The organism is Saccharopolyspora oryzae, assembly GCF_027853915.1.
GTDB lineage: Bacteria > Actinomycetota > Actinomycetes > Mycobacteriales > Pseudonocardiaceae > Saccharopolyspora > Saccharopolyspora oryzae.
The window spans coordinates 31,595-50,375 of the sequence record NZ_JAQGLA010000052.1; the positions used below are offsets into that span (position 1 = coordinate 31,595).

General features: G+C 70.2%; 18 protein-coding genes and 1 pseudogene. 4 read left to right on the forward strand and 15 right to left on the reverse strand.

Going from position 1 to position 18,781, the window contains the following annotated elements:
• Positions 1-140: 140 nt before the first annotated feature.
• The 3 genes from OU415_RS25275 to OU415_RS25285 form a co-directional block, all read right to left on the reverse strand.
• Positions 141-1,109: a hypothetical protein gene (locus OU415_RS25275; protein WP_270951688.1), complete on the reverse strand. Its 969-nt coding sequence runs from the start codon at positions 1,107-1,109 to the stop codon at positions 141-143.
• 225 nt (positions 1,110-1,334) lie between these two features.
• Positions 1,335-1,892 carry a class I SAM-dependent methyltransferase gene (locus tag OU415_RS25280; RefSeq protein WP_270951708.1) on the reverse strand — a complete coding sequence of 186 codons (558 nt, stop codon included), beginning with the start codon at positions 1,890-1,892 and terminating at the stop codon, positions 1,335-1,337.
• A gap of 416 nt (positions 1,893-2,308) precedes the next feature.
• Positions 2,309-2,458, reverse strand: coding sequence for a hypothetical protein (locus tag OU415_RS25285; protein ID WP_270951689.1), 150 nt, complete (start codon positions 2,456-2,458; stop codon positions 2,309-2,311).
• A 265-nt stretch (positions 2,459-2,723) separates the two neighbouring features.
• Between OU415_RS25285 and OU415_RS25290 the strand changes: the two genes are divergently transcribed.
• Positions 2,724-3,779, forward strand: coding sequence for an NAD(P)-binding domain-containing protein (locus OU415_RS25290; RefSeq protein ID WP_270951690.1), 1,056 nt, complete (start codon positions 2,724-2,726; stop codon positions 3,777-3,779).
• Between the two features lie 117 nt (positions 3,780-3,896).
• Here the strand turns inward: OU415_RS25290 and OU415_RS25295 are convergent, their stop codons facing one another.
• The 3 genes from OU415_RS25295 to OU415_RS25305 all read right to left on the reverse strand — a co-directional run bounded on the left by OU415_RS25295 (position 3,897) and on the right by OU415_RS25305 (position 6,209).
• Positions 3,897-4,715 carry an SAM-dependent methyltransferase gene (locus OU415_RS25295; protein WP_270951691.1) on the reverse strand — a complete coding sequence of 273 codons (819 nt, stop codon included), beginning with the start codon at positions 4,713-4,715 and terminating at the stop codon, positions 3,897-3,899.
• An 88-nt stretch (positions 4,716-4,803) separates the two neighbouring features.
• Complete coding sequence (locus tag OU415_RS25300; protein WP_270951692.1) at positions 4,804-5,001, reverse strand: ferredoxin; 198 nt, start codon at positions 4,999-5,001, stop codon at positions 4,804-4,806.
• Between the two features lie 11 nt (positions 5,002-5,012).
• Positions 5,013-6,209: a cytochrome P450 gene (locus OU415_RS25305; protein WP_270951693.1), complete on the reverse strand. Its 1,197-nt coding sequence runs from the start codon at positions 6,207-6,209 to the stop codon at positions 5,013-5,015.
• Between the two features lie 139 nt (positions 6,210-6,348).
• Between OU415_RS25305 and OU415_RS25310 the strand changes: the two genes are divergently transcribed.
• On the forward strand, positions 6,349-7,005 hold the full coding sequence (locus OU415_RS25310) for a TetR/AcrR family transcriptional regulator (protein ID WP_270951694.1): 657 nt from the start codon (positions 6,349-6,351) through the stop codon (positions 7,003-7,005).
• On the opposite strand, the gene OU415_RS25315 is transcribed toward OU415_RS25310, so the two are convergent.
• The 8 genes from OU415_RS25315 to OU415_RS25350 all read right to left on the reverse strand — a co-directional run bounded on the left by OU415_RS25315 (position 6,990) and on the right by OU415_RS25350 (position 16,691).
• Entirely contained in the window at positions 6,990-8,345 is a 1,356-nt protein-coding gene (locus OU415_RS25315; protein ID WP_270951695.1) for a uracil-xanthine permease family protein, read from the reverse strand. The two genes, OU415_RS25310 and OU415_RS25315, sit on opposite strands and share 16 nt — an antisense overlap.
• 134 nt (positions 8,346-8,479) lie before the next feature.
• The gene (locus OU415_RS25320) at positions 8,480-9,478 is read right to left on the reverse strand and encodes a TIGR03842 family LLM class F420-dependent oxidoreductase (RefSeq protein ID WP_270951696.1); all 999 of its coding nucleotides are present in this window, start codon (positions 9,476-9,478) and stop codon (positions 8,480-8,482) included.
• Positions 9,479-9,497: 19 nt separating this feature from the next.
• Entirely contained in the window at positions 9,498-10,898 is a 1,401-nt protein-coding gene (hydA, locus tag OU415_RS25325) for a dihydropyrimidinase (RefSeq protein ID WP_270951697.1), read from the reverse strand.
• The gene (locus tag OU415_RS25330) at positions 10,895-12,193 is read right to left on the reverse strand and encodes an aspartate aminotransferase family protein (protein WP_270951698.1); all 1,299 of its coding nucleotides are present in this window, start codon (positions 12,191-12,193) and stop codon (positions 10,895-10,897) included. The genes hydA and OU415_RS25330 overlap by 4 nt, the downstream gene beginning before the upstream one ends.
• 10 nt (positions 12,194-12,203) lie before the next feature.
• The gene (locus tag OU415_RS25335) at positions 12,204-13,046 is read right to left on the reverse strand and encodes a nitrilase-related carbon-nitrogen hydrolase (RefSeq protein ID WP_270951699.1); all 843 of its coding nucleotides are present in this window, start codon (positions 13,044-13,046) and stop codon (positions 12,204-12,206) included.
• Between the two features lie 334 nt (positions 13,047-13,380).
• The gene (locus OU415_RS25340) at positions 13,381-14,862 is read right to left on the reverse strand and encodes an amidase (protein ID WP_270951700.1); all 1,482 of its coding nucleotides are present in this window, start codon (positions 14,860-14,862) and stop codon (positions 13,381-13,383) included.
• Positions 14,863-14,903: 41 nt separating this feature from the next.
• A complete protein-coding gene (locus OU415_RS25345; protein ID WP_270951701.1) occupies positions 14,904-16,301 on the reverse strand; it encodes an NAD(P)/FAD-dependent oxidoreductase in 1,398 nt (465 codons plus the stop codon).
• Between the two features lie 6 nt (positions 16,302-16,307).
• Complete coding sequence (locus OU415_RS25350) at positions 16,308-16,691, reverse strand: DUF5313 family protein (RefSeq protein ID WP_270951702.1); 384 nt, start codon at positions 16,689-16,691, stop codon at positions 16,308-16,310.
• Positions 16,692-16,861: 170 nt separating this feature from the next.
• Here OU415_RS25350 and OU415_RS25355 point away from each other — a divergent pair, with 170 nt between their 5' ends.
• Positions 16,862-17,038 carry a hypothetical protein gene (locus OU415_RS25355; protein ID WP_270951703.1) on the forward strand — a complete coding sequence of 59 codons (177 nt, stop codon included), beginning with the start codon at positions 16,862-16,864 and terminating at the stop codon, positions 17,036-17,038.
• A gap of 54 nt (positions 17,039-17,092) precedes the next feature.
• Here the strand turns inward: OU415_RS25355 and OU415_RS25360 are convergent, their stop codons facing one another.
• On the reverse strand, positions 17,093-18,259 hold the full coding sequence (locus OU415_RS25360; RefSeq protein ID WP_270951704.1) for a fumarylacetoacetate hydrolase family protein: 1,167 nt from the start codon (positions 18,257-18,259) through the stop codon (positions 17,093-17,095).
• Between the two features lie 282 nt (positions 18,260-18,541).
• Between OU415_RS25360 and OU415_RS25365 the strand changes: the two are divergent.
• Positions 18,542-18,781: pseudogene (locus OU415_RS25365) on the forward strand (hypothetical protein); the annotation flags it as partial.

Genomic DNA, 18,781 nt, shown 5'->3' on the forward strand with positions numbered 1-18,781 from the left:
CGGCGGGTGCAGTACCGAACGGGCCCGGTGCGCCACAAGCGCACCGGGCCCGTTCCCATCGGCACACACCAAGCATGCACCGCTGCGGTTGGTGCGGTGAGGTCGTGAGTGTTTTGGGGTGCTCTAGCGCCCCAAAACACTCACGTTCCCAGGCACTTGCGGCACCTCTTCATCGGTCCCTGCCACCCTTCCCTGCGCAGCACTGTCGTGACCTCCCGTGCGACCGCGCAAGGGTTGCTATCGACGTCCTGCCACCCGTAGACGAGTCGCGCCATTCCGCTGAGCTCAGCGGAGTTGTCCCTCCTCCGATCTCGGAAGGCCGTCTCGGCATCGCTGTGATACGCCCGCCCGTCCAGCCTGACGATCAGCGGGACCCCGACGCTCTCGTAACTGCAGTCCTCCAAGAGTTTTCGCCCGAACACCGAAACCGGCACCTGGCGCAGCGCCCGAGGAATGCCGTGCGCCCGCTCGACGTCGAGGAAGTACCTGGTCTCCAGCATCGAAGTGAGGCCTTCGCCCAGCAACCGAACAGCGCGATCCAGCGCGGTCCGGTAGCGGTATGCGGGTCTTGCGGCCAGCTGAGCTTTGATCTCGTCGGCGGCTACTCCGTTCGCAGAGGCCACGGTCAGCAGAGTTCGCTCAGCTGACCTCTCGTCGGGTTCCGCAACAGCCAGATCGATGACAGTGTCCGCGCGTGAGGTTCGTGGTGGATCACGGGCAACGACGATGTGCCGGAAAGCGCGGCTGCGGTGGATCACAACACCCTCCTGCGGCACCGCAGAAGTCCCATAGGGCACCGTGACGTGGATCGGACCGCCGTCCTTCCTCAGCCATCCCCACTCCTGCGCAGCAGTCCGATGACTGAGCGAGGCAGGTAGATCGGCGTACAGCAGCGCGGCGCTGATTCTGGCGGCGCGCGAGAGCGGACCGCTGAACAAGGCGATCACTCCACGATGGACACGCTGCCAGCGCTTCGCCCTGATGTTGGCCCGCACAGCGTCGTGACTGATCCCGAACTTCCTCAGTTGCTCGCGGGTAAAGACGGCGTGTTGCGCGCGGTTCAGCAGCTCCCACTCCGCCAGATCTGGTTCGCTGATAACAAGACTCATGTACTTGTAGAGACGCGAACCAGCGATATGGATACAGTCGTGCGCACTTTGGGGCGCAATAGCACCTCAAAGTGCGCACGAGGAACGGCAGTCGACTGACCGCAAGTGGCGCAGAGCAAACATCACCGGTCGCCAGGGCTGCGCAGGTTTCGTGAGCACTTTGGGGCGTGATGGCACCCCAAAGTACGCACGACTGATGGCCCCACGTCGGAGCCTTCGAGGTCGTCAGTTCTGGTTGGGGCGGCGGCAGACGTAGATTCGGGCTGGGGGGACGTTTCGCCAGACCGTGTGGGTCGTCAGGACTTCGTCGAAGGCCAGGTCCAGGCGGCGGCGGAACTGGCGGGCTCCCGTCATGCCCAGGGCATGCACGTAGGCGAAGGTCGTGAAGGCGCCGCCGGGGGCGAGCACCGAACCGACCTGGTTCAGGATGTCGCGCTGCAGCTCCGCGGGGAAGATCGACCACGGGAGGCCGCTCACCACCGCGTCGACCTTGTCGATGCCGATCTCGCCGAGCAGATCGCCGAGCCGGGCCGCGTCGCCTTGGACGACTTCCAGCCACGGCAGCTCGGCGCGCAGGTACTCGACCATGCCGCCGTCCAGCTCGATGGCGACCTGGCGGCCGCCTTCGGGGAGCCGCTCGGCGATCGCGCCGCTGAGCGCTCCGGTGCCCGGTCCGAGCTCCACCACCACCGGCGTGCCCGACGTCGGCACCACGGACGCCATCTCGCGGGCGAGGCTCGGCGAGCTGGGGGCGACCGCACCCACCAGGTTGGGCTTGCGCACCGCGCGTTCGATGAAGGCCCGGTAGTTGGCCAGCGTCGATCCGGCGCCGGCCCGGGACAGCGCCGCAGCGCTCCGCTGCCGACCGCGGGTCTGTTCGGCTGGAGTCACGGATGCCCTTCCCGATAGGTGGTTCAACCTCGTTCAGGTCACCTTATCGGGCAGCTCGGCGCGGAGCTCGGGCATGTGCCGCATCACATGCCGATCGCTTCGACACCGTCCGCGACCGAACCATTACGGAACGAATGGATCATGCCCGAAAACGGGAAAGGGGAACGTGCCGAATAACGCGAAAAATCCGCGAGGAATTGTGTAACGAAAACCGGCTGGCCGACGATTGGAACAGTTTCCGCCGACCACCGGTCCGAAGGACTACGGGCCCGAGCGGAACCGACCGCCGAGCCCGCGCGCGCGTCCGCTCAGGCGATCTGCTCGGCCACCGGGCCGACCGGCTCGATCGCCTGGTCAGGGGCACCCGCCTGAGGCCGGCTCACCCACCTGACCATCGCTCCCGCCACCGCCAGCAGAACAACCGCCTCAGCCGCCAGGGCCACCCACACCGTTGTCACTTCTTGCCTCCCTTCTGCGAACCTCCCCGTCTTCCGCACGCGCGCGCAAGAGCACCCGACCGCAACAGCGGGCAGGACGAACGGAAGAAGGTTTGGGGAACCGTGCTTGCACCAACAATCGTAGGCCTTTGTTTCGGTGGAATTAAAGGGACCCCGGGGTGTCTTGCGTCTCCCCCTCTTGGACGTATCCGCCAAAAGTGCTAATGGGTGGCCCAGACCACTCCGGCAGCGGGAAGAATCCGGCTCGCGAGCTGTTCTGCCGGATGTGGAGCTCATCGACGTCGTGGTGATCGGAGCCGGTCAGGCCGGGCTGACCGCCTCGTACCACCTGCAGCGGAGCGGAACCGACCACGTCCTGCTCGACCGCGGCACCGGCCCGGGTGGCGCTTGGCGGGATCGCTGGCCGTCGCTGCGCCTCGGCGGCGTGCACGGCATCCACTCCCTGCCGGGCAGTGCGCTGCCGGCGACCGACGGCGCGCGCCCCGCCTCGGAGGTCGTCTCGGAGTACTTCGGCCGCTACGAGCAGGAGCTCGAGCTTCCGGTGCTGCGGCCGGTGAAGGTCGATGCGGTCCGCGATGGCGGCGAGCGGCTCGTGGTGGAGAGCTCGGCGGGGACGTGGGCGGCGCGCGCGGTGATCAACGCGACCGGCACCTGGGAGAACCCCTTCTGGCCGCACTACCCCGGCCAGCACCTGTTCACCGGGCGCCAGCTGCACACTGCCGACTACCGCGGCCCGGAGGAGTTCCGCGGTCAGCACGTCGTCGTGGTCGGCGGCGGCATCTCCGCGGTGGAGCACCTGCTGGAGATCTCCGAGGTCGCCGGGACGACGTGGGTGACGCGGCGACCTCCGCACTTCACCGACGCCGCGTTCACGCCGGAGGACGGTCGCGCCGCAGTCGCCGAGGTCGAGCGCCGGGTCCGGGAGGGCCTGCCGCCCGGCAGCGTGGTCAGCGCGACCGGGCTGCCCAACAGCCCGGCGGTGATCGCGGCGCGCGAGAGCGGTGTGCTCGACCGGTTGCCGATGTTCCAGCGGATCACCGCCGGTGGGGTCGCTTGGGACGACGGCAGCGAGCAGCGCGCCGACGCGATCCTGTGGGCCACCGGTTTCCGGCCGGCGATCGCGCACCTGGCACCGCTGAACCTGCGCGGCCCCGGCGGCGGCATCCGGCTGGACGGCACTCGCGCGGTCCGCGAGCCGCGGCTGCACCTGGTCGGGTACGGGCCGTCGGCGAGCACGATCGGCGCCAACCGCGCGGGCCGGGCCGCTGCCCGCGAAGTGCGCGCGCTGCTCCGGGCCGGAGATCAAGATTGGCTTAAGTGACCCTGTCCAGGGACCAAATCCCCTGTGAACCGCGCGCCTCGACCAGCAAGCTGCACGGTGGCGAGTCAACGCGCCGAAGCGGCGCCATCTCCAGGAGAGGGGGAGGTGGCGCCGCTTCTACACGCGTGCGGTCAGGGCTTGCGGCCCACGCCGCCGGGGCCGGTGGTGTCCGGCTCGCCGTGCCACGGCTCCCCCCGGATCCGGGTGCCAGTCGAGCAGGTCGACCAGGCCGGGTTCGATCAGCTCCAGGCCGGCGAACATCGGGGCGACTTCGGCGTGGGAGCGCAGGAAGAACCCGCCGATGCGTTCGCTGTAGAGCTCTGACGCCTGCTTGCGCGGCTCGTCGACGCCGTCGCTGCCCGCGTGCGAGATCGCCACGTAGCTGCCCGAGCACAGCTGCTCGGTGTAGCGGGCCACGATGCCCGCCGGGTCGTCGCTGTCCGGCACGAAGTGCAGCACGGCGAAGAACAGCACCGCGATCGGCTCGTCGAAGTCCAGCATCGAGCGGACCTCGTCGGTGGCGAGCACCTCGTCGACGTCGCGGAAGTCGGCGCGGACCGCCACCGCCCGGTCGTTGTCGCGCAGGATCGCCTGGCTGTGCGCCACCGCGACCAGATCGCGGTCGACGTAGACGACCCGGCTGTCCGGATCGACCCGCTGGGCGATCTCGTGCACGTTGCCGACGGTCGGGATGCCCGAACCCAGGTCCAGGAACTGGCGCACCCCGCGCTCGGCGAGGTGCTGCACCGCCCGCCGCAGGAACGACCGGTTGGCGCGCAGCACCGCGGGCAGCGTCGGCATCATCTGCGCGGCCTTCTCGGCCAGATCCCGGTCCACCTGGAAGTTGTGCGAGCCGCCCAGGTGCACGTCGTAGACACGAGCCGAGCTCGGTTGGCCGATGTCCACGCCCTTCGCCCACCACGACTGCGTGTCCACGAAGTACCTCCATCAGTGGCGTTTTGCTACACCACACCGGATGAACATCGCGATCGCAAGGCTTTGATCGATTACTACTGGTGATACCTCATTGGTCAACCAGAGCGAGTGCCTGCGCCGGGCACAACCGGACGGCCTCGCGCACCTCCTCAGCGCCGCTCCCGTCCACTTCGGCGGCCAGCACGATCACCCGGCCGTCCTCCTCGTCCTGGTCGAACCACGTCGGCGCGCTCAGCACGCACTGCCCGGCTCCGGCGCAGCGGTCCAGGTCCGCTTCGATCCGCACGGCCACTCCCCTCACCACGTCACCGGCAGTTCGTAGAGGCCGAACACGCTCGCCTCGGACTTCACCGGCAGGTCCTCGACCGGGACGGCCAACCGCAGGTTCGGCACCCGCCGGAACAGCGCGTCGACGACGATCTGCAGCTCCATCCGCGCCAGGTTCTGCCCGAGGCACTGGTGCGGGCCGAAGCCGAAAGCCACGTGGTGGCGGGCCTTCCGGTCGATGTCGAGCTCGTCGGGGCGCTCGAACGCCTCCGGGTCGCGGTTGGCCGCCGACGTCAGCGCCATCACGCCCTCCCCCGCGCGGATCAGGACGCCGCCGATCTCCACGTCCGCCACCGCGACCCGCGAGGTCGCGCCCTCGACGATGCTGAAGTAGCGCAACAGCTCTTCGACCGCGGGCAGCGTCTTGGCCGGATCCGCGACGATCTCCGCGCGCTGCTCGGGATTCTCGATCAGGGCGAGGGTGCTCAGCGAGATCATGTTCGCGGTCGTCTCGTGCCCGGCGACCAGCAGCAGGAACGCCGAGCTGACCAGGGCCGAGTGGTCGATCTCGCCGGATTCTCGCTGCTTGCGGGCCTGCCTGCCGAGCAGGTCGTCCGGCAGGTCCCGCTCCTTGGCCGACACCAGTTCTTCCAAGTACGCCCGCAGTTCCCGGGCGGAGCTGATCCGCTGCTCGAGCGGTGTGGTGCGGTGCACCAGCCGAGAGCTGCGCTGCTGGAAGAAGTCGTGGTCGGCGTAGGGCACGCCGAGCAGTTCGCAGATCACCAGCGACGGCACCGGCAGCGACAGCGTCGACACCAGGTCGACCGGCCTGGGCCCGGCGAGGATCCCGTCGATGCACTCGTCGACGATCTGCTGGATCCGCGGCCGCATCGCCTCGATGCGGCGCACGGTGAACTCGCCGAGCACGGCTCGCCGAGCAGCCGTGTGCTCCGGCGCGTCCATGCCGATCATCGCCGGCGGCAGGTCCCGGAAGACGCTCTGCTGGTTCGCCGAGAACTGCGGGAATCCCGGTCGGCGGCGGTCCGAGCTCAGCCGCGGGTCGCCGAGCACTTGGCGGACCAGGTCGTGGCGGGTGACCAGCCAGGCGTGGTCGCCACCCATCATCGGGACCTTCTCGACGGGTCGCTCCTCGCGCAGCCGGGCGTAGTCCGGATCGACGGAGAACGGGCAGGTGCGGGGCTTCGGGTAGGCGGTTGGTTCGGTCATCGTGACCCCCTGATCACCGAGCGAACAAATGGAAGCTTCTCCTCCAGTTATAGTGAACCGGAAGGAATTCGTCCAGATAGTTCTCGGACGACCATGCGACAATCCGCCCGAACAGCCGCCGGCACCACGAGCGAGGACCATGAGCACCGACGCCACGCCGCAACTCCGGGCCGACGCGCGCCGCAACCGCGACCGGATCATCAACGCCGCGCGGGTCGTGTTCGCCGAGCGCGGCCCCGAAGTGCCGATGGAGGAGATCGCGCGGGCAGCGGGAGTCGGCACCGGCACCCTCTACCGGCGCTTCCCGGACCGCGACTCGCTGATCCGAGCGGTCGGACAGCACGTCTTCGGCCGGGTCCTCGACGAAGCGCGGGCCATCGCCGCGCGGGAATCCGATCCGTGGCGCGCGCTGACGGAGTTCCTGCTGACCGCCACCGACATGCACACCGTGCTGCGGCTGTCGATGCACTCACCGCGCGCTCGCGAAGTCCTCGGCGCCGACCCGGAGCTGACCCAGGTCCGCGGCGAGCTGCTGTCCATCCTGGATTCGATGGTGCGGGCCGCGCAGGAGTCCGGTGCGCTGCGCGCGGACGTCAGCAGCGGCGACATCGCGATGATCCTGTCGATCGTGCTGCAGGGCGTGCGCGACGTCCCCGACGACGTCCGCCGCGAAGCTCCGGCCCGCTATCTGACGCTGGTGCTCGACGGCCTGCAGGCACGACCGGGCACCCCGCTCCCGGGGCGCCCGGTCACCGCCGAGGACATTTCGATGGCGCGGGTCTACACCGCCGACTGATCGTGCTGCTTCGGCACCAGCAGTCGCAGCACGTGGTAGCCGACCAGCGTCACGATGGTGCCCAGCGCGATGCCGTTGAGGCTGAACTGCGGGGTGATCTTCAGCGACACTCCCCCGATGCCCATCACCAGACCGGCGGCCAGCGGCAGCAGGTTGACCGGGTTGCCGAAGTCCACCTTGTTCTCCACCCAGATCTTGGCGCCCAGCAGGCCGATCATGCCGTAGAGCACCACGGTGATGCCGCCGAGCACACCGCCCGGGGTCGCCGCGATGACCACGCCGAACTTGGGGCACAGCCCGAACAGGATCGCCACGAACGCCGCCACCCAGTACGCCGCGGTGGAGTACACGCGGGTGGCCGCCATGACGCCGATGTTCTCCGCGTAGGTGGTGGTGGGCGGACCGCCGACGGCGGTGGACAGGGTGCTGGCGAAGCCGTCGGCGAAGATCGCGCGGCCCATGCTGCCGTCCAGCTTGGCGCCCGTCATCTCCTCGACCGCCTTGACGTGGCCGGCGTTCTCGGCGATCAGCGCGATCACCACCGGCAGCACCACGATGACGGCGGCCAGGTCGAACGTCGGACCGTGCAGCGTGGGCAGCCCGAACCAGGGCGCGTCCGCGACCGCGCTGAGGTCGACCCGCGGGTGCGTACTGACCTCGCCGCTGGCGTTCGGCGCGGTGATCGGACCGAAGCCCAGGTCGAACAGCCAGGACAGGACGTAGCCGAAGACCAGCCCGATGAACACCGCGATGCGCGACCAGAACCCGCGCAGCAGCGTGCTGCAGCCGAGCACGACCAGCATCGTCAGCAGTGCGATCCACTGGTCCTGCGGCCAGTAGGTGGAGGCGACCACCGGGGCGAGGTTGAAGCCGATCAGCATCACCACGGCGCCGGAGACGGCGGGCGGCAGCATCCGGTGCACCAGCTGCGCGCCGACGAAGTGGATCAGCAGCCCCACGGCCGAGAGCACCAGGGCGAGCACCAGCAGCGCGCCGGTGACCGTCGAACTGTCCCCTCCCCCGGCGCGGATGACCGTGACCACGCCGACGAAGGAAGCGCTGCTGCCCAGGTAGCTGGGGATCTTGCCCTGCACGATCAGCAGGAACAGGATCGTGGCCACCCCGGAGATCATGATCGCCAGGTTGGGGTCCAGGCCCATCAGCACCGGGAACACGAACGTGGCACCGAACATCGCGACGACGTGCTGGGCGCCGAGCCCGATCGTGCGTCCCCACGACAACCGCTCGTCCGGGGCCACCGCCTCTCCGGGTCGTGGGGTGCTGCCGTCTCCGTGCAGCCGCCAGCCGATGCCGAGCTTGGCGCCGAGTCCCTGCCGCATGGCGTGCCTTCCTGCTCCACCCCGCCGCGCGGGCCCGTCGTGTCGCGCGGAACTCTACAAAGCCGATGCGCTGTGACCGGCATCGCAACGGCGATGTCACCAGGAGTTGACCAGGGGTAACGGACCGCAGCGGCTCAGTTCACGGCTGGGATGATCTGCTCGCCGTAGGCGTCCATCGTGGTGTCGATGGCGTCGTGCATCGCGTAGATCGCCAGCTGGTCGACTCCGGCTTCGCGGAGTTCGTGCAGCTTCGCGACGTGCTGGTCGGGTGGGCCGAGCAGGCAGAACCGGTCCACGATCTCGTCGGGCACGAACTCGGTGCTGCGGTTGCCGGCTCGACCGTGGTGCGAGTAGTCGTAGCCCTCCCGCCCCTTGATGTAGTCGGTCAGCGCGGTCGGCACCGCCGCTGCGGTGTCGCCGTAGCGGGCGACCAGGTCGGCCACGTGGTTGCCGACCATGCCGCCGAACCAGCGGCACTGCTCGCGCGCGTGCGCGAGGTCGTCGCCGACGTAGGCCGGGGCCGCCACGCACACGGTGATCGACGCCGGATCACGTCCCGCGTCGCGCGCCGCCTGCCGGACGTGGTCGACCATCCAGCGGGTCAGGTACGGGTCGGCCAGTTGCAGGATGAACCCGTCCGCCTGGCGTCCGACCAGTTCCAGCGCCTTGGGGCCGTAGGCGCCCATCCAGATCGGCAGCTGCCCGTCGCGCACCCACGGCAGCCGCACCGAAGTGCCGTCGACCTGCGCCTCGCGCCCCTCGGCGAGCTCCTTGATCACGTGCATGGCGTGTTCCAGGTTGGCCAGCGTGGTCGGGTGCCCGCCGGTCACCCGCACCGCCGAGTCGCCGCGGCCGATGCCGCACACCGTGCGCGGCCCGAACATGTCGTTGAGCGTGGCGAATGCCGAGGCCGTGACCGTCCAGTCCCGGGTGATCGGGTTGGTCACCATCGTGCCGACCCGCAGCTGCTCGGTGGCGGACAGGATCTGGCTGTGGATGACGAACGGCTCCTGCCACAGCACGCAGGAGTCGAAGGTCCAGCCGTGGCTGAAGCCGAGCTCCTCGGCCCGGCGCATCCGGTCCACGACCGACCAGGCGGGCGGATCTGTCTGCAGGACGAGACCGAAGTCCATCGTGGACCCCTTTCCGGGCTCAGATCAGGTACTGGCAGGTGTCGCGGCGCTGGAACCGGCCGTGACCGGCCTGCCCGAGGTACTCGCCGCCGTCGACGACGACGCGGCCGCGGGACAGCACCGTGCGCACCGCACCGGTGACCGGCTTGCCCTCGTAGGCGTTGTAGTCGACGTTCATGTGGTGGGTCTGCGCCGACAGGACCTGCTCGCGGTTCGGGTCGTAGATGACGATGTCGGCGTCGGCGCCGGGCGCGATGGTCCCCTTGCGGGGGTGCAGGCCGAACATCCGCGCCGGGGTGGTGCAGGCGAGCTCGATCCACCGGCGGCGGCTGATGTGGCCGTCGACCACCGCCTGGTGCAGCAGGTCGACCCGGTTCTCCACGCCCGGTATCCCGTTGGGGATCTTGGAGAAGTCGCCGAGCCCGAGCTCCTTCTGGTCTTTGAAGCAGAACGGGCAGTGGTCGGTGGAGACCACCGACAGGTCGTTGGTGCGCAGCGCCCGCCACAGGTCGGCCTGGTGCTCGACGGGACGCAGCGGTGTCGAGCAGACGTACTTCGCGCCCTCGAACTCCGGCCGGGCCAGGTCGTCGAAGCTGAGGAACAGGTACTGCGGGCAGGTTTCGCCGAAGACGTTGAGCCCGTCGTCCCTTGCCCGGGAGAGTTCGGCGACCGCTTCAGCGGCCGAGACGTGCACGACGTAGAGCGGTGCACCGGCCACCTTGGACAGCTGGATCGCCCGGTGGGTGGCTTCGGCTTCCAGCAGCGGGTGGCGGACCTGGCCGTGGTGCTTCGGATCGGTGCGGCCTGCGGCCAGCGCCTGCTGCACCAGCACGTCGATGGCGATGCCGTTCTCGGCGTGCATCATGGTCAGCGCGCCGTTGTCGGCGGCCTGCTGCATGGCGCGCAGGATCTGCCCGTCGTCGCTGTAGAACACGCCGGGATAGGCCATGAACATCTTGAAGCTGGTGATCCCCTCGGCGACCAGTGCGTCCATCTCCTTGAGCGCGTCGTCGCCGACGTCGGAGAGGATCATGTGGAAGCCGTAGTCGATGGCGCACTGGCCATCGGCCTTGGCGTGCCAGGCGTCGAGCCCCTCGCGCAGCGATCCGCCCACCGGCTGGATCGCGAAGTCCACGATGGTGGTGGTGCCGCCCCACGCCGCCGCTCTGGTCCCCGTTTCGAAGGTGTCCGAGGCGAAGGTGCCACCGAAGGGCATCTGCATGTGGGTGTGCCCGTCGACCCCGCCCGGGATCACGTAGTGGCCGTCGGCGTCGAGCACGGTGTCGGCGTCCGGCACCCACTGCTCGGCGACCTCGGGCGCAGCGATCGCGGCGACCTGTTCGCCCTCGACCAGCACGTCCGCGCGGATCTCCTCGGTCGCGGTGATCACCAGGCCACCGCGGATGACCGTCCGGCTCATCGCTGCCCCGCTTTCTCCAGTGCTGCCAGCAGGATCCGGGCGCCTTCCCGCGCCTCTTGTTCGGTGAGGCTCAGCGGCGGCGCGATGCGCAGCACGTTGCCGTCCAGCCCGCCCTTGCCGATCAGCACACCGCCGCGGCGCGCTTCCTCGAGCACTTCACCCGCCAGCTCCGGAGCAGGTGTGCCGTCGGTGTGCACGAGCTCGATGCCGATCATCAGTCCCTTGCCCCGCACCTCCGCCACGGCGGGGATCCGCCCCACCGCACCGTCGAGCTCGCCGCGAAGGACCGCGCCGATGCGCGCGGCGTTGCCCTGGAGGTCGTTCGCGATCAGGTGGTCGAGGTTGGCCAGCGCGCCTGCCGCGGTGATCGGGCTGCCGCCGAAGGTCGAGATCGAATTGGCCCGGACGCTGTTCATGACCTCGGCGCGGGCGATGACGCCACCGATCGACAGGCCGTTCCCGATGCCCTTGGCGAAGGTGACGATGTCCGGCGGGCCGGCCGCGTCGTGCGCCTGCCAGCCCCAGAAGTGCTCGCCGGTGCGGCCCCAGCCGGTCTGCACCTCGTCGCTGATCCACAGGATGCCGTGCCGGTCGAGCACCTCCTTGAACTGCGCGAACAACCCGTCGGGTGGCACTGCGAACCCGCCGACGCCCTGGATCGGCTCGGCGATCAGGCACGCCACGTTGCCGTGCAGCTGCCCGAGCACGTCCTCCAGGTCGGCCACGCAGGCGGCGGTGAACTCCTCGTCGGGCAGGCCGGCGAGTGGTGTGCCGCGCCGGCGGCTGCCGTGCACGTAAGCGGTCTGGACGGGCGACAGGCTCGTCGGCGACCAGGTCCGGTTGCCGGTCACCGCCATCGACGAGAACGAACGGCCGTGGTAGCTGTTGCGCAGCGCCAGCACCTGGTTTGAGCCGCGGTAGCCGGTGGCCAGCAGCAGCGCGGTGTCGTTGGCCTCGGTGCCGCTGGTCGTGAGGAACACCCGCGGGTCGTCGATGCCGGACAGCTCCGCGACCCGTTCGGCCAGCTCGACCATCGGCCGGTTGAGGTAGAGCGTCGAGGTGTGCAGGACCTTGCCCGCCTGCTCGCTGACCGCGGCGGTGACCTCCGGGAGCGCATGCGCGGTCATCGTGGTGAGGATGCCGCCGAAGAAGTCCAGGTACCGGTTCCCCTCGGCGTCCCAGACGTGCCGGCCCTCGCCGCGCTCGACGTCGATGGGTTCGTCGTAGTACAGCGCCAGCCACTCCGGCAGCACCGCGCGGTGCCGCTTGGCCAGCTCTGCGTGCGTGCTCGTCATCGGCTCCCCCTCACGGCTCGGTCAGCGGTTGGTAGGCGTCGGGGCGCCGGTCGCGGTAGAACGCCCACTTCTGGCGGACCTCCTCGATCAGGTCGAAGTCGAGGTCGCGCACCACGAGTTCTTCGTCGGTGCCGCTGGCCGGTTCGCCGACGAACTGGCCGTAGGGGTCGACGAAGTAGCTGGTGCCGTAGAAGTCGTTGTCGCCGTACTCCTCGACGCCGACCCGGTTGATGGCCGCGATGAAGTACTCGTTGGCCACCGCCGCGGCGGGCTGCTCCAGCTTCCACAGGTAGGACGACAGCCCGCGGCTGGTCGCCGACGGGTTGTAGACCAGCTGCGCACCGGCCAGCCCGAGCGCCCGCCAGCCCTCCGGGAAGTGCCGGTCGTAGCAGATGTAGACGCCGATCCGGCCGACCGCGGTGTCGAACACCGGCCAGCCGAGGTTGCCGGGGCGGAAGTAGTACTTCTCCCAGAACCCGGGCAGGTGCGGCAGGTGGTGCTTGCGGTACTTGCCGAGGTAGCTGCCGTCGGCGTCGATCACGGCCGCGGTGTTGTAGTAGAAGCCTGGCCCGTCGACCTCGTAGACCGGGACGACCAGCACCATGCCTAGTTCCCGCGCCAGCGAGCACATCCGCTGCACGGTCGGCCCGTCCGGTACGGCCTCGGCCCACCGGTAGTGCTCGGTCTCCTGCACCTGGCAGAAGTACGGAGCGTTGAAGACCTCCTGGAAGCCGATGATCTTCGCGCCCTGCGCTGCGGCGGCGCGGGCGTGCGCCTCGTGCTGGTCGACCATCGAGCCGGTGTGCCCGGTCCACTTCGCCTGGACCAGCGCCGCACGAACGATGTTGGACATGGTTGCGCTGCACCCCTTCGGTAGGGAGGACACCCCCAGACGAGCCGATCGGCCCGTTCGTCGAAGGTATGACCAGCGCTGAGCACTCGCAATGATCGAACGATTACCCAGTGTTCCCGTTCGGACCAACGGCGCCCGCCGCACGCCCCGGGCATGCACCGATGTCGGGAACGCGCCGACGCCCCGCCGCCCGAATTCCTTCGAACAGGCGAAGCGTCGGCATGTCGGGCAGGCATCCGCCCGGTAACCCGGACGAACGGCCGGTACCGCTGACCGCACCAGGCAGCAATCCGATCGCTGTGCGGTCCCCCAAGGATCCACTGTGGATGCGGTGTCAGAGCGGTGGCTCGAGGTGGGCCCACGGGTGTTCGGACTCGAGCTGGGTGGCCAAGGACAGCAGCGTCGGTTCGCTGCCGAGGCCGCCGACGAACTGCACGCCCAGCGGCAGGCCCTCCGGGGTCGTGTGCAGCGGCACGCTCATGGCCGGTCGGCCGGTGATGTTCGCCAGCTGGGTGAAGGGGACCTTCTCCAGGTTCTTCAGCACCACGTCGTTGACGACCTTGGTGCGCACCACCTTGCCCGCCAGCCGAACCCGCAGCAGCAGCTCGATCGCCTTGCGCAGGGCCGGGGGCATCTCGAGCTCACCGATCCTCGCGGGCGGGTGGCCCAGCGTCGGCGTCAGCAGCAGGTCGTAGCGGCCGTGGAAGTCGGCGAGCGCGCGGCTGTAGCCGTTCCACCGGCCGAGCAGCTCGACGTACTCGGTCGCCTTCGTCTCGCGTCCCCCGGCGGCGAGCAGCCTGGTGTCGAGTTCGAAGTCCTCGTCCGCCGCGCCGAGTTCGCGCTTGAGCGCCTCCACGCCCTGGGCCAGCTGGACGTACCAGGTGGAGAGGAAGTCGCGGGACAGCTGGCGGCCGTCGATCTCGGGTTCGGCCTCCTCCACGTCGTGGCCGAGCCCGGCCAGCAGGGCCGCGGTGTTCTCGACCGCCGCGATCGCGTGCGGGCTCACCGGGAATCCCAGCGGCGAGCGGCACGTGAACCCGATCTGCAGCTTTCCCGGGGAGCGGCGGGCCAGCTCGGCGTAGGGCAGGTCCGGCCGGGCGGCGAGGTAGGGGCCGCCGGGGTCCGGCCGGGCGGTCAGGACGTCGAGCATGACCGCCGTGTCGCGCACCGTCCGGGAGATCACTCCGTCGGTGGCGCCGCCGTGCATCAGCTCGGCGTGGTCCGGTCCGGCGGGGACCAGGCCGCGCCCCGGTTTCAACCCGAACAGTCCGCAGCTGCCCGCCGGGATGCGGATCGAACCGCCGCCGTCGCTGGCCCCGGCCACCGGCACCACCCCGGCCGCGACCGCGGCGGCCGCGCCGCCGGACGAGCCACCGGGCGTGTGGTCGGTGTGCCACGGGTTGCGGGTCGGGCCGTTCACCTCGGGTTCGGTGATCCCCTTCGCCCCCAGCTCGGGAGTGTTGGTGCGGCCGAAGATCACCAGACCGGCGTCCAGCCAGCGCTGGACCGTCGCGCTGTGGCGGGTGGCCGTGTGGTTGCGGGTGGACCGGGATCCGCCGCCGGTGCGGACTCCGGCGTAGTCCTGGTGCAGGTCCTTGATCAGGAACGGGACCCCGGCGAGCGCGCCCGTCAGCGGCTGCGCCGCCCGTGCCCGGGCTATGTCGAACATCGGCCGCACGATAGCGTTGATCCGGCCGTTGACCTTCTCGGCGCGCTCGATCGCCGTCTCGAGCAGCTCACCCGGCGCGACCTCGCCGCTGCTGACGAGTTCGGCCAACCCCACGGCGTCGAAACGCCGGTATTCCGCGTATTCCATGGCCCCACGCTCGCACGGACGATCTTGTTTATGAAGCAGTTTCAGCTTCCCAGACCGATGCCGCGGCGGTCGAGGAAGCTCAGCCAGCGGCCCCGGCGGCCCGCGTTCTCGTCGGCGCGCGCCAGGGCCCGGCGCGTCAGCTGGACCAGCGGCCAGCGCAGCGGTTCCGGCGGGAAGGGCATCGGCTTGCGCCGCACCAGCTCCAGGCGGGTGCGCTCGGTGTCCTCGGACCACAGCAGGTCCAGCGCGGTTCGCGCGCCGAAGCGGGACGCGGCGACGCCGAGCCCGGTGTAGCCGACGGCGTAGGCGATCCGGCCGGTGCGACCGATCAGCGGGGTGAACCGGGTCGTGGAGTCGATCGGACCGCCCCAGCGGTGGGTGAACCGCACGCCCTCCAGCTGCGGGAAGGTGCGGAAGAAGTTCCGCGCCAGCTGGCGGTGCGCCGCGTCGTGGCCGGCCAGGGACTGGTCGGTGCGGCCGCCGAAGTAGTACACCGCGTCGTAGCCGCCCCACAGGATCCGGCCGTCAGGGGTGGGGCGGTAGTAGTGGAAGCGGTTCGCGCTGTCGGTGATGCCTTGGCGGTCGCGCCAGCCCAGCTCCGCCCACTGCTGCTCGGACAGCGGTTCGGTCACCAGCACGTAGTCCCAGATCGGCAGCACGCGCCTGCGGATCGTGCGCAGCGGGGCGCGGAATGCGTTGGTGCCCAGCACGACACCGTTGGCGCGGACCTCTGCTCGGGGCGTTCGCAGCCGGACCTCGCCGCCGCGCTCGCGCACGCCGCGCACCGGGCTGCTCTCGTGCACGCGCACGCCGAGGCGTTGCGCTGCATCGGCCAGGCCCCAGGTCAGGCGCGCCGGGTCGACCAGACCGCCGGCGTCGGGCAGCCGGATCCCCGCGCGGTAGGTCGGCGAGTCGACGTCCGCGCGGACTCCCCCGGCACCCAGGAAGCGCGCGGTCATCCCGTGCTCCCGGTACAGCTCGGCTTCCTCGCTGAGCTCGGTGACCTCGTGCGGCTCGATGGCGACGCTGGTCTTGCCGCACAGCCTCAGATCGGCGTCGATGCCCTGCTCCCGGACGAACTCCTCGATCGCCAGCAGGTTCTCCCGTCCCAGCTCGACCAGCCGGTCGAGCTCGGACGGCCAGTGCAGCGCGCCGTGGGCGAGGCCGTGGGTCAGGGACTCGGACAGGAATCCGCCGTTGCGGCCGCTGCCACCATGTCCGAGCCGGTGGGCTTCCAGCAGCAGCACGTCCAGCTCGGGGCGCCGCTGCTTGGCCTCGATCGCCGCCCACAGCCCGGTGAACCCGCCGCCGACGACCACCAGGTCCGCGCGAGCGTCACCGGTCAGGGGTTCGCGCGGCGACGGTCGATCGGCACGATCGGTCCAGTGCACGGCGACCTCGGCCTCGGCCAGCGCGGCCTCGAGTGGTGCTTCGCGCATCCGGCGCTACTCCCACCAGGGGCGGTAACCGATGCCGTGCCGGGCCGCGCGCTGGACGTCCCGGCGCAGTTCCCGGGTTTCGCGCGCCACTCCCGGCGGGAACCCGTGCTTGATCGACCGGTGCTCGGCGGTCTCCCCCATGTAGCAGAGCGAGTAGAACAGGCCGACCATCAGACCGAGCGCGATCGCGCTCACCCGGATGTCCAGCGGGCCGGGCAGCAGCACCAGCAAGCAGAACGGCGCCAGCTGGGTCAGCGCGCGCAGGACGTGGCGCAGCACCCAGGTGCGGCAGGTGACGTCGTGCAGCACCCACTCGGCGCAGCGGTCCGGAAGCCTGCCACCGAAGGCGTACCAGACCCATTGCGCTGGATTGGGTCGATTGGTCGCCATGGTCTCCAGGCTAGTCTTCGCGGGGTTCGACCGGATCCGCCGTTTCGCGGCTCCGCCCTCGCCGCCGAATCCTAGACACCTCGCTTCCCGCACCCGGCGATCGGCTCCGCGTCACACCTGGCGCCGAAGTGCGTCACACCGGTAACGAAAGCGGTCGGGGACCGATGTTCATGGCAGAAGGGGTGAGTGACGTGTTCGTGGTCGTGGTGGCGCTGCTGTTGGTCGTGATCTTGGGTGCGGTGATGTTCACCGACGCGTTCGACGGGAAGGGTTCGGCCGAGCGCCGGAACTTCAAGGACGTGGTGGCCCAGCTGAAGCGGGCGGTGCGGACTCCCAGCCATCGCTGAGACGTCCGAAGTGGACGAAGGCCCGGCCGGGTGCTCCCGGCCGGGCCTTCGCCGTCACAGCAGGCCGCGCCGGGCGAGGTCGGCGATCAGCGCCCGCACCCCGAACGTCCACTGCGGACAGTCCTCGGAGCGGGCCACCCGGTTGACCAGGGTGCCCAGCCCGGGAGCCGAGATGCGGACCACGTCGCCGATGCGGTGGGTGAATCCCGCGCCGGGCGCGCCGCGGTCCTCGGTGGGCGCGAACATCGTGCCGGTGTAGAGGATCAGGCCGTCCGGGTACTGGTGATGGGGGCCGACCGCAGCGCGGGCCAGCTGCTCCGGGTCGCGGCTGATCTCGCGCATCGAACTGGCCCCGTCCAGCACGAAGCCGTCCTCGCCGACGACTTCCAGGCGCACCTCCAGGGCGCGCACGTCGTCGAGCCCGAACGAGCCGTCGAACAGCCGCAGGAACGGTCCGAGAGCGGCCGAGGCGTTGTTGTCCTTGGCCTTGGGCAGCAGCAGCGCGCTGCGTCCCTCCACGTCGCGGAGGTTGACGTCGTTGCCGAGCGTTGCGCCGACGATCCGGCCGTCGGAGCGGATCGCCAGCGCCACCTCGGGCTCGGGGTTGTTCCACTCCGATCCGCCCGCGATGCCGACCTCGGCGCCGACGCCGACCGCGGCCAGCAGCGGCGCCTTGGTGAAGATCTCCGGGTCCGGGCCGAGGCCGACCTCCAGGTACTGCGACCACAGCCCGTCGCGGACCAGCACCTCCTTGACCGCTCGCGCCTCCTCGGAGCCGGGCACCACCGCGGCGAGCGCACCGCCGATGGCCCGCTCGACCTGGACCCGGGTTTCGGCCGCACGCGCGGCATCACCACCGGCGCGCTCTTCGATGACCCGTTCCAGCATGCTCTTGACGAAGGTCACCCCGGCCGCTTTGAGGACCTGCAGGTCGGCAGGCGCCAGCAGTCGCGCCCCGCTGCCACCGCCGAGGGTTTCGGCGAGCACCGGCGCCAGCGGCCAGCTCTTGCGGCCCGGCGCCGATCGGGCCAGGCCCACCGCGTCGGGCCGTTCCAGCAGGTCGGAGAGGGCCGGGGCCACGGCGGTGAGATCCACGAGTTGGTCGCCCCGGACCGCGACCACGGCGGGTCCGCCCTCGTCGGGATCGTGCAGCCGTCCGACCAGCGTGGCCGCGGTGCGGTCGGCGGGCAGGACGTCGAGGGCGTTTTCGAGCAGTTCCACGCGCACCCCTCACGGTCGTCGATGATCGGCAACATACCCGGCCGAACGCGCCCTTCCGATCCGCTGACCAGTGATGATCTTGCCCGGGGGCTGGCGACGCCGATCAGCGGTCACGTAGGGTGCGACCGACCGCATCACCCGTTCGAGTGATGCGGCGGAACCGTGTCGACCGACCAGTTGGGGTGACAACCAGTGGGCAGTTCGTCGTTGCCTCCGATCCGCGGGCGAGGACGTCACCGGCGGGCGCAACCCAAGACGTGGTACCGCAGGACTCCCCCGCGCTTGCTCGGCTACGCCGTCGCGGTGTTCGTGACCGCGATCGCGGTCAGCAGCGCGCACCACGGCACCGCCGCCGCCCCGGTCGCAGCACCTGCCCCGGCCCCAGCCCCGGCTGCCCAGTTCCTGCCCGCCGAGGCCACCTCGACCGCGCCGAAGCTGCACATCGCGGAGCCCGAACCGGTCGCAACCGTCGAAGCCGAGCCGCACGCTCCGGAGACCACCAGCCGGCCCACGCGCACCGCC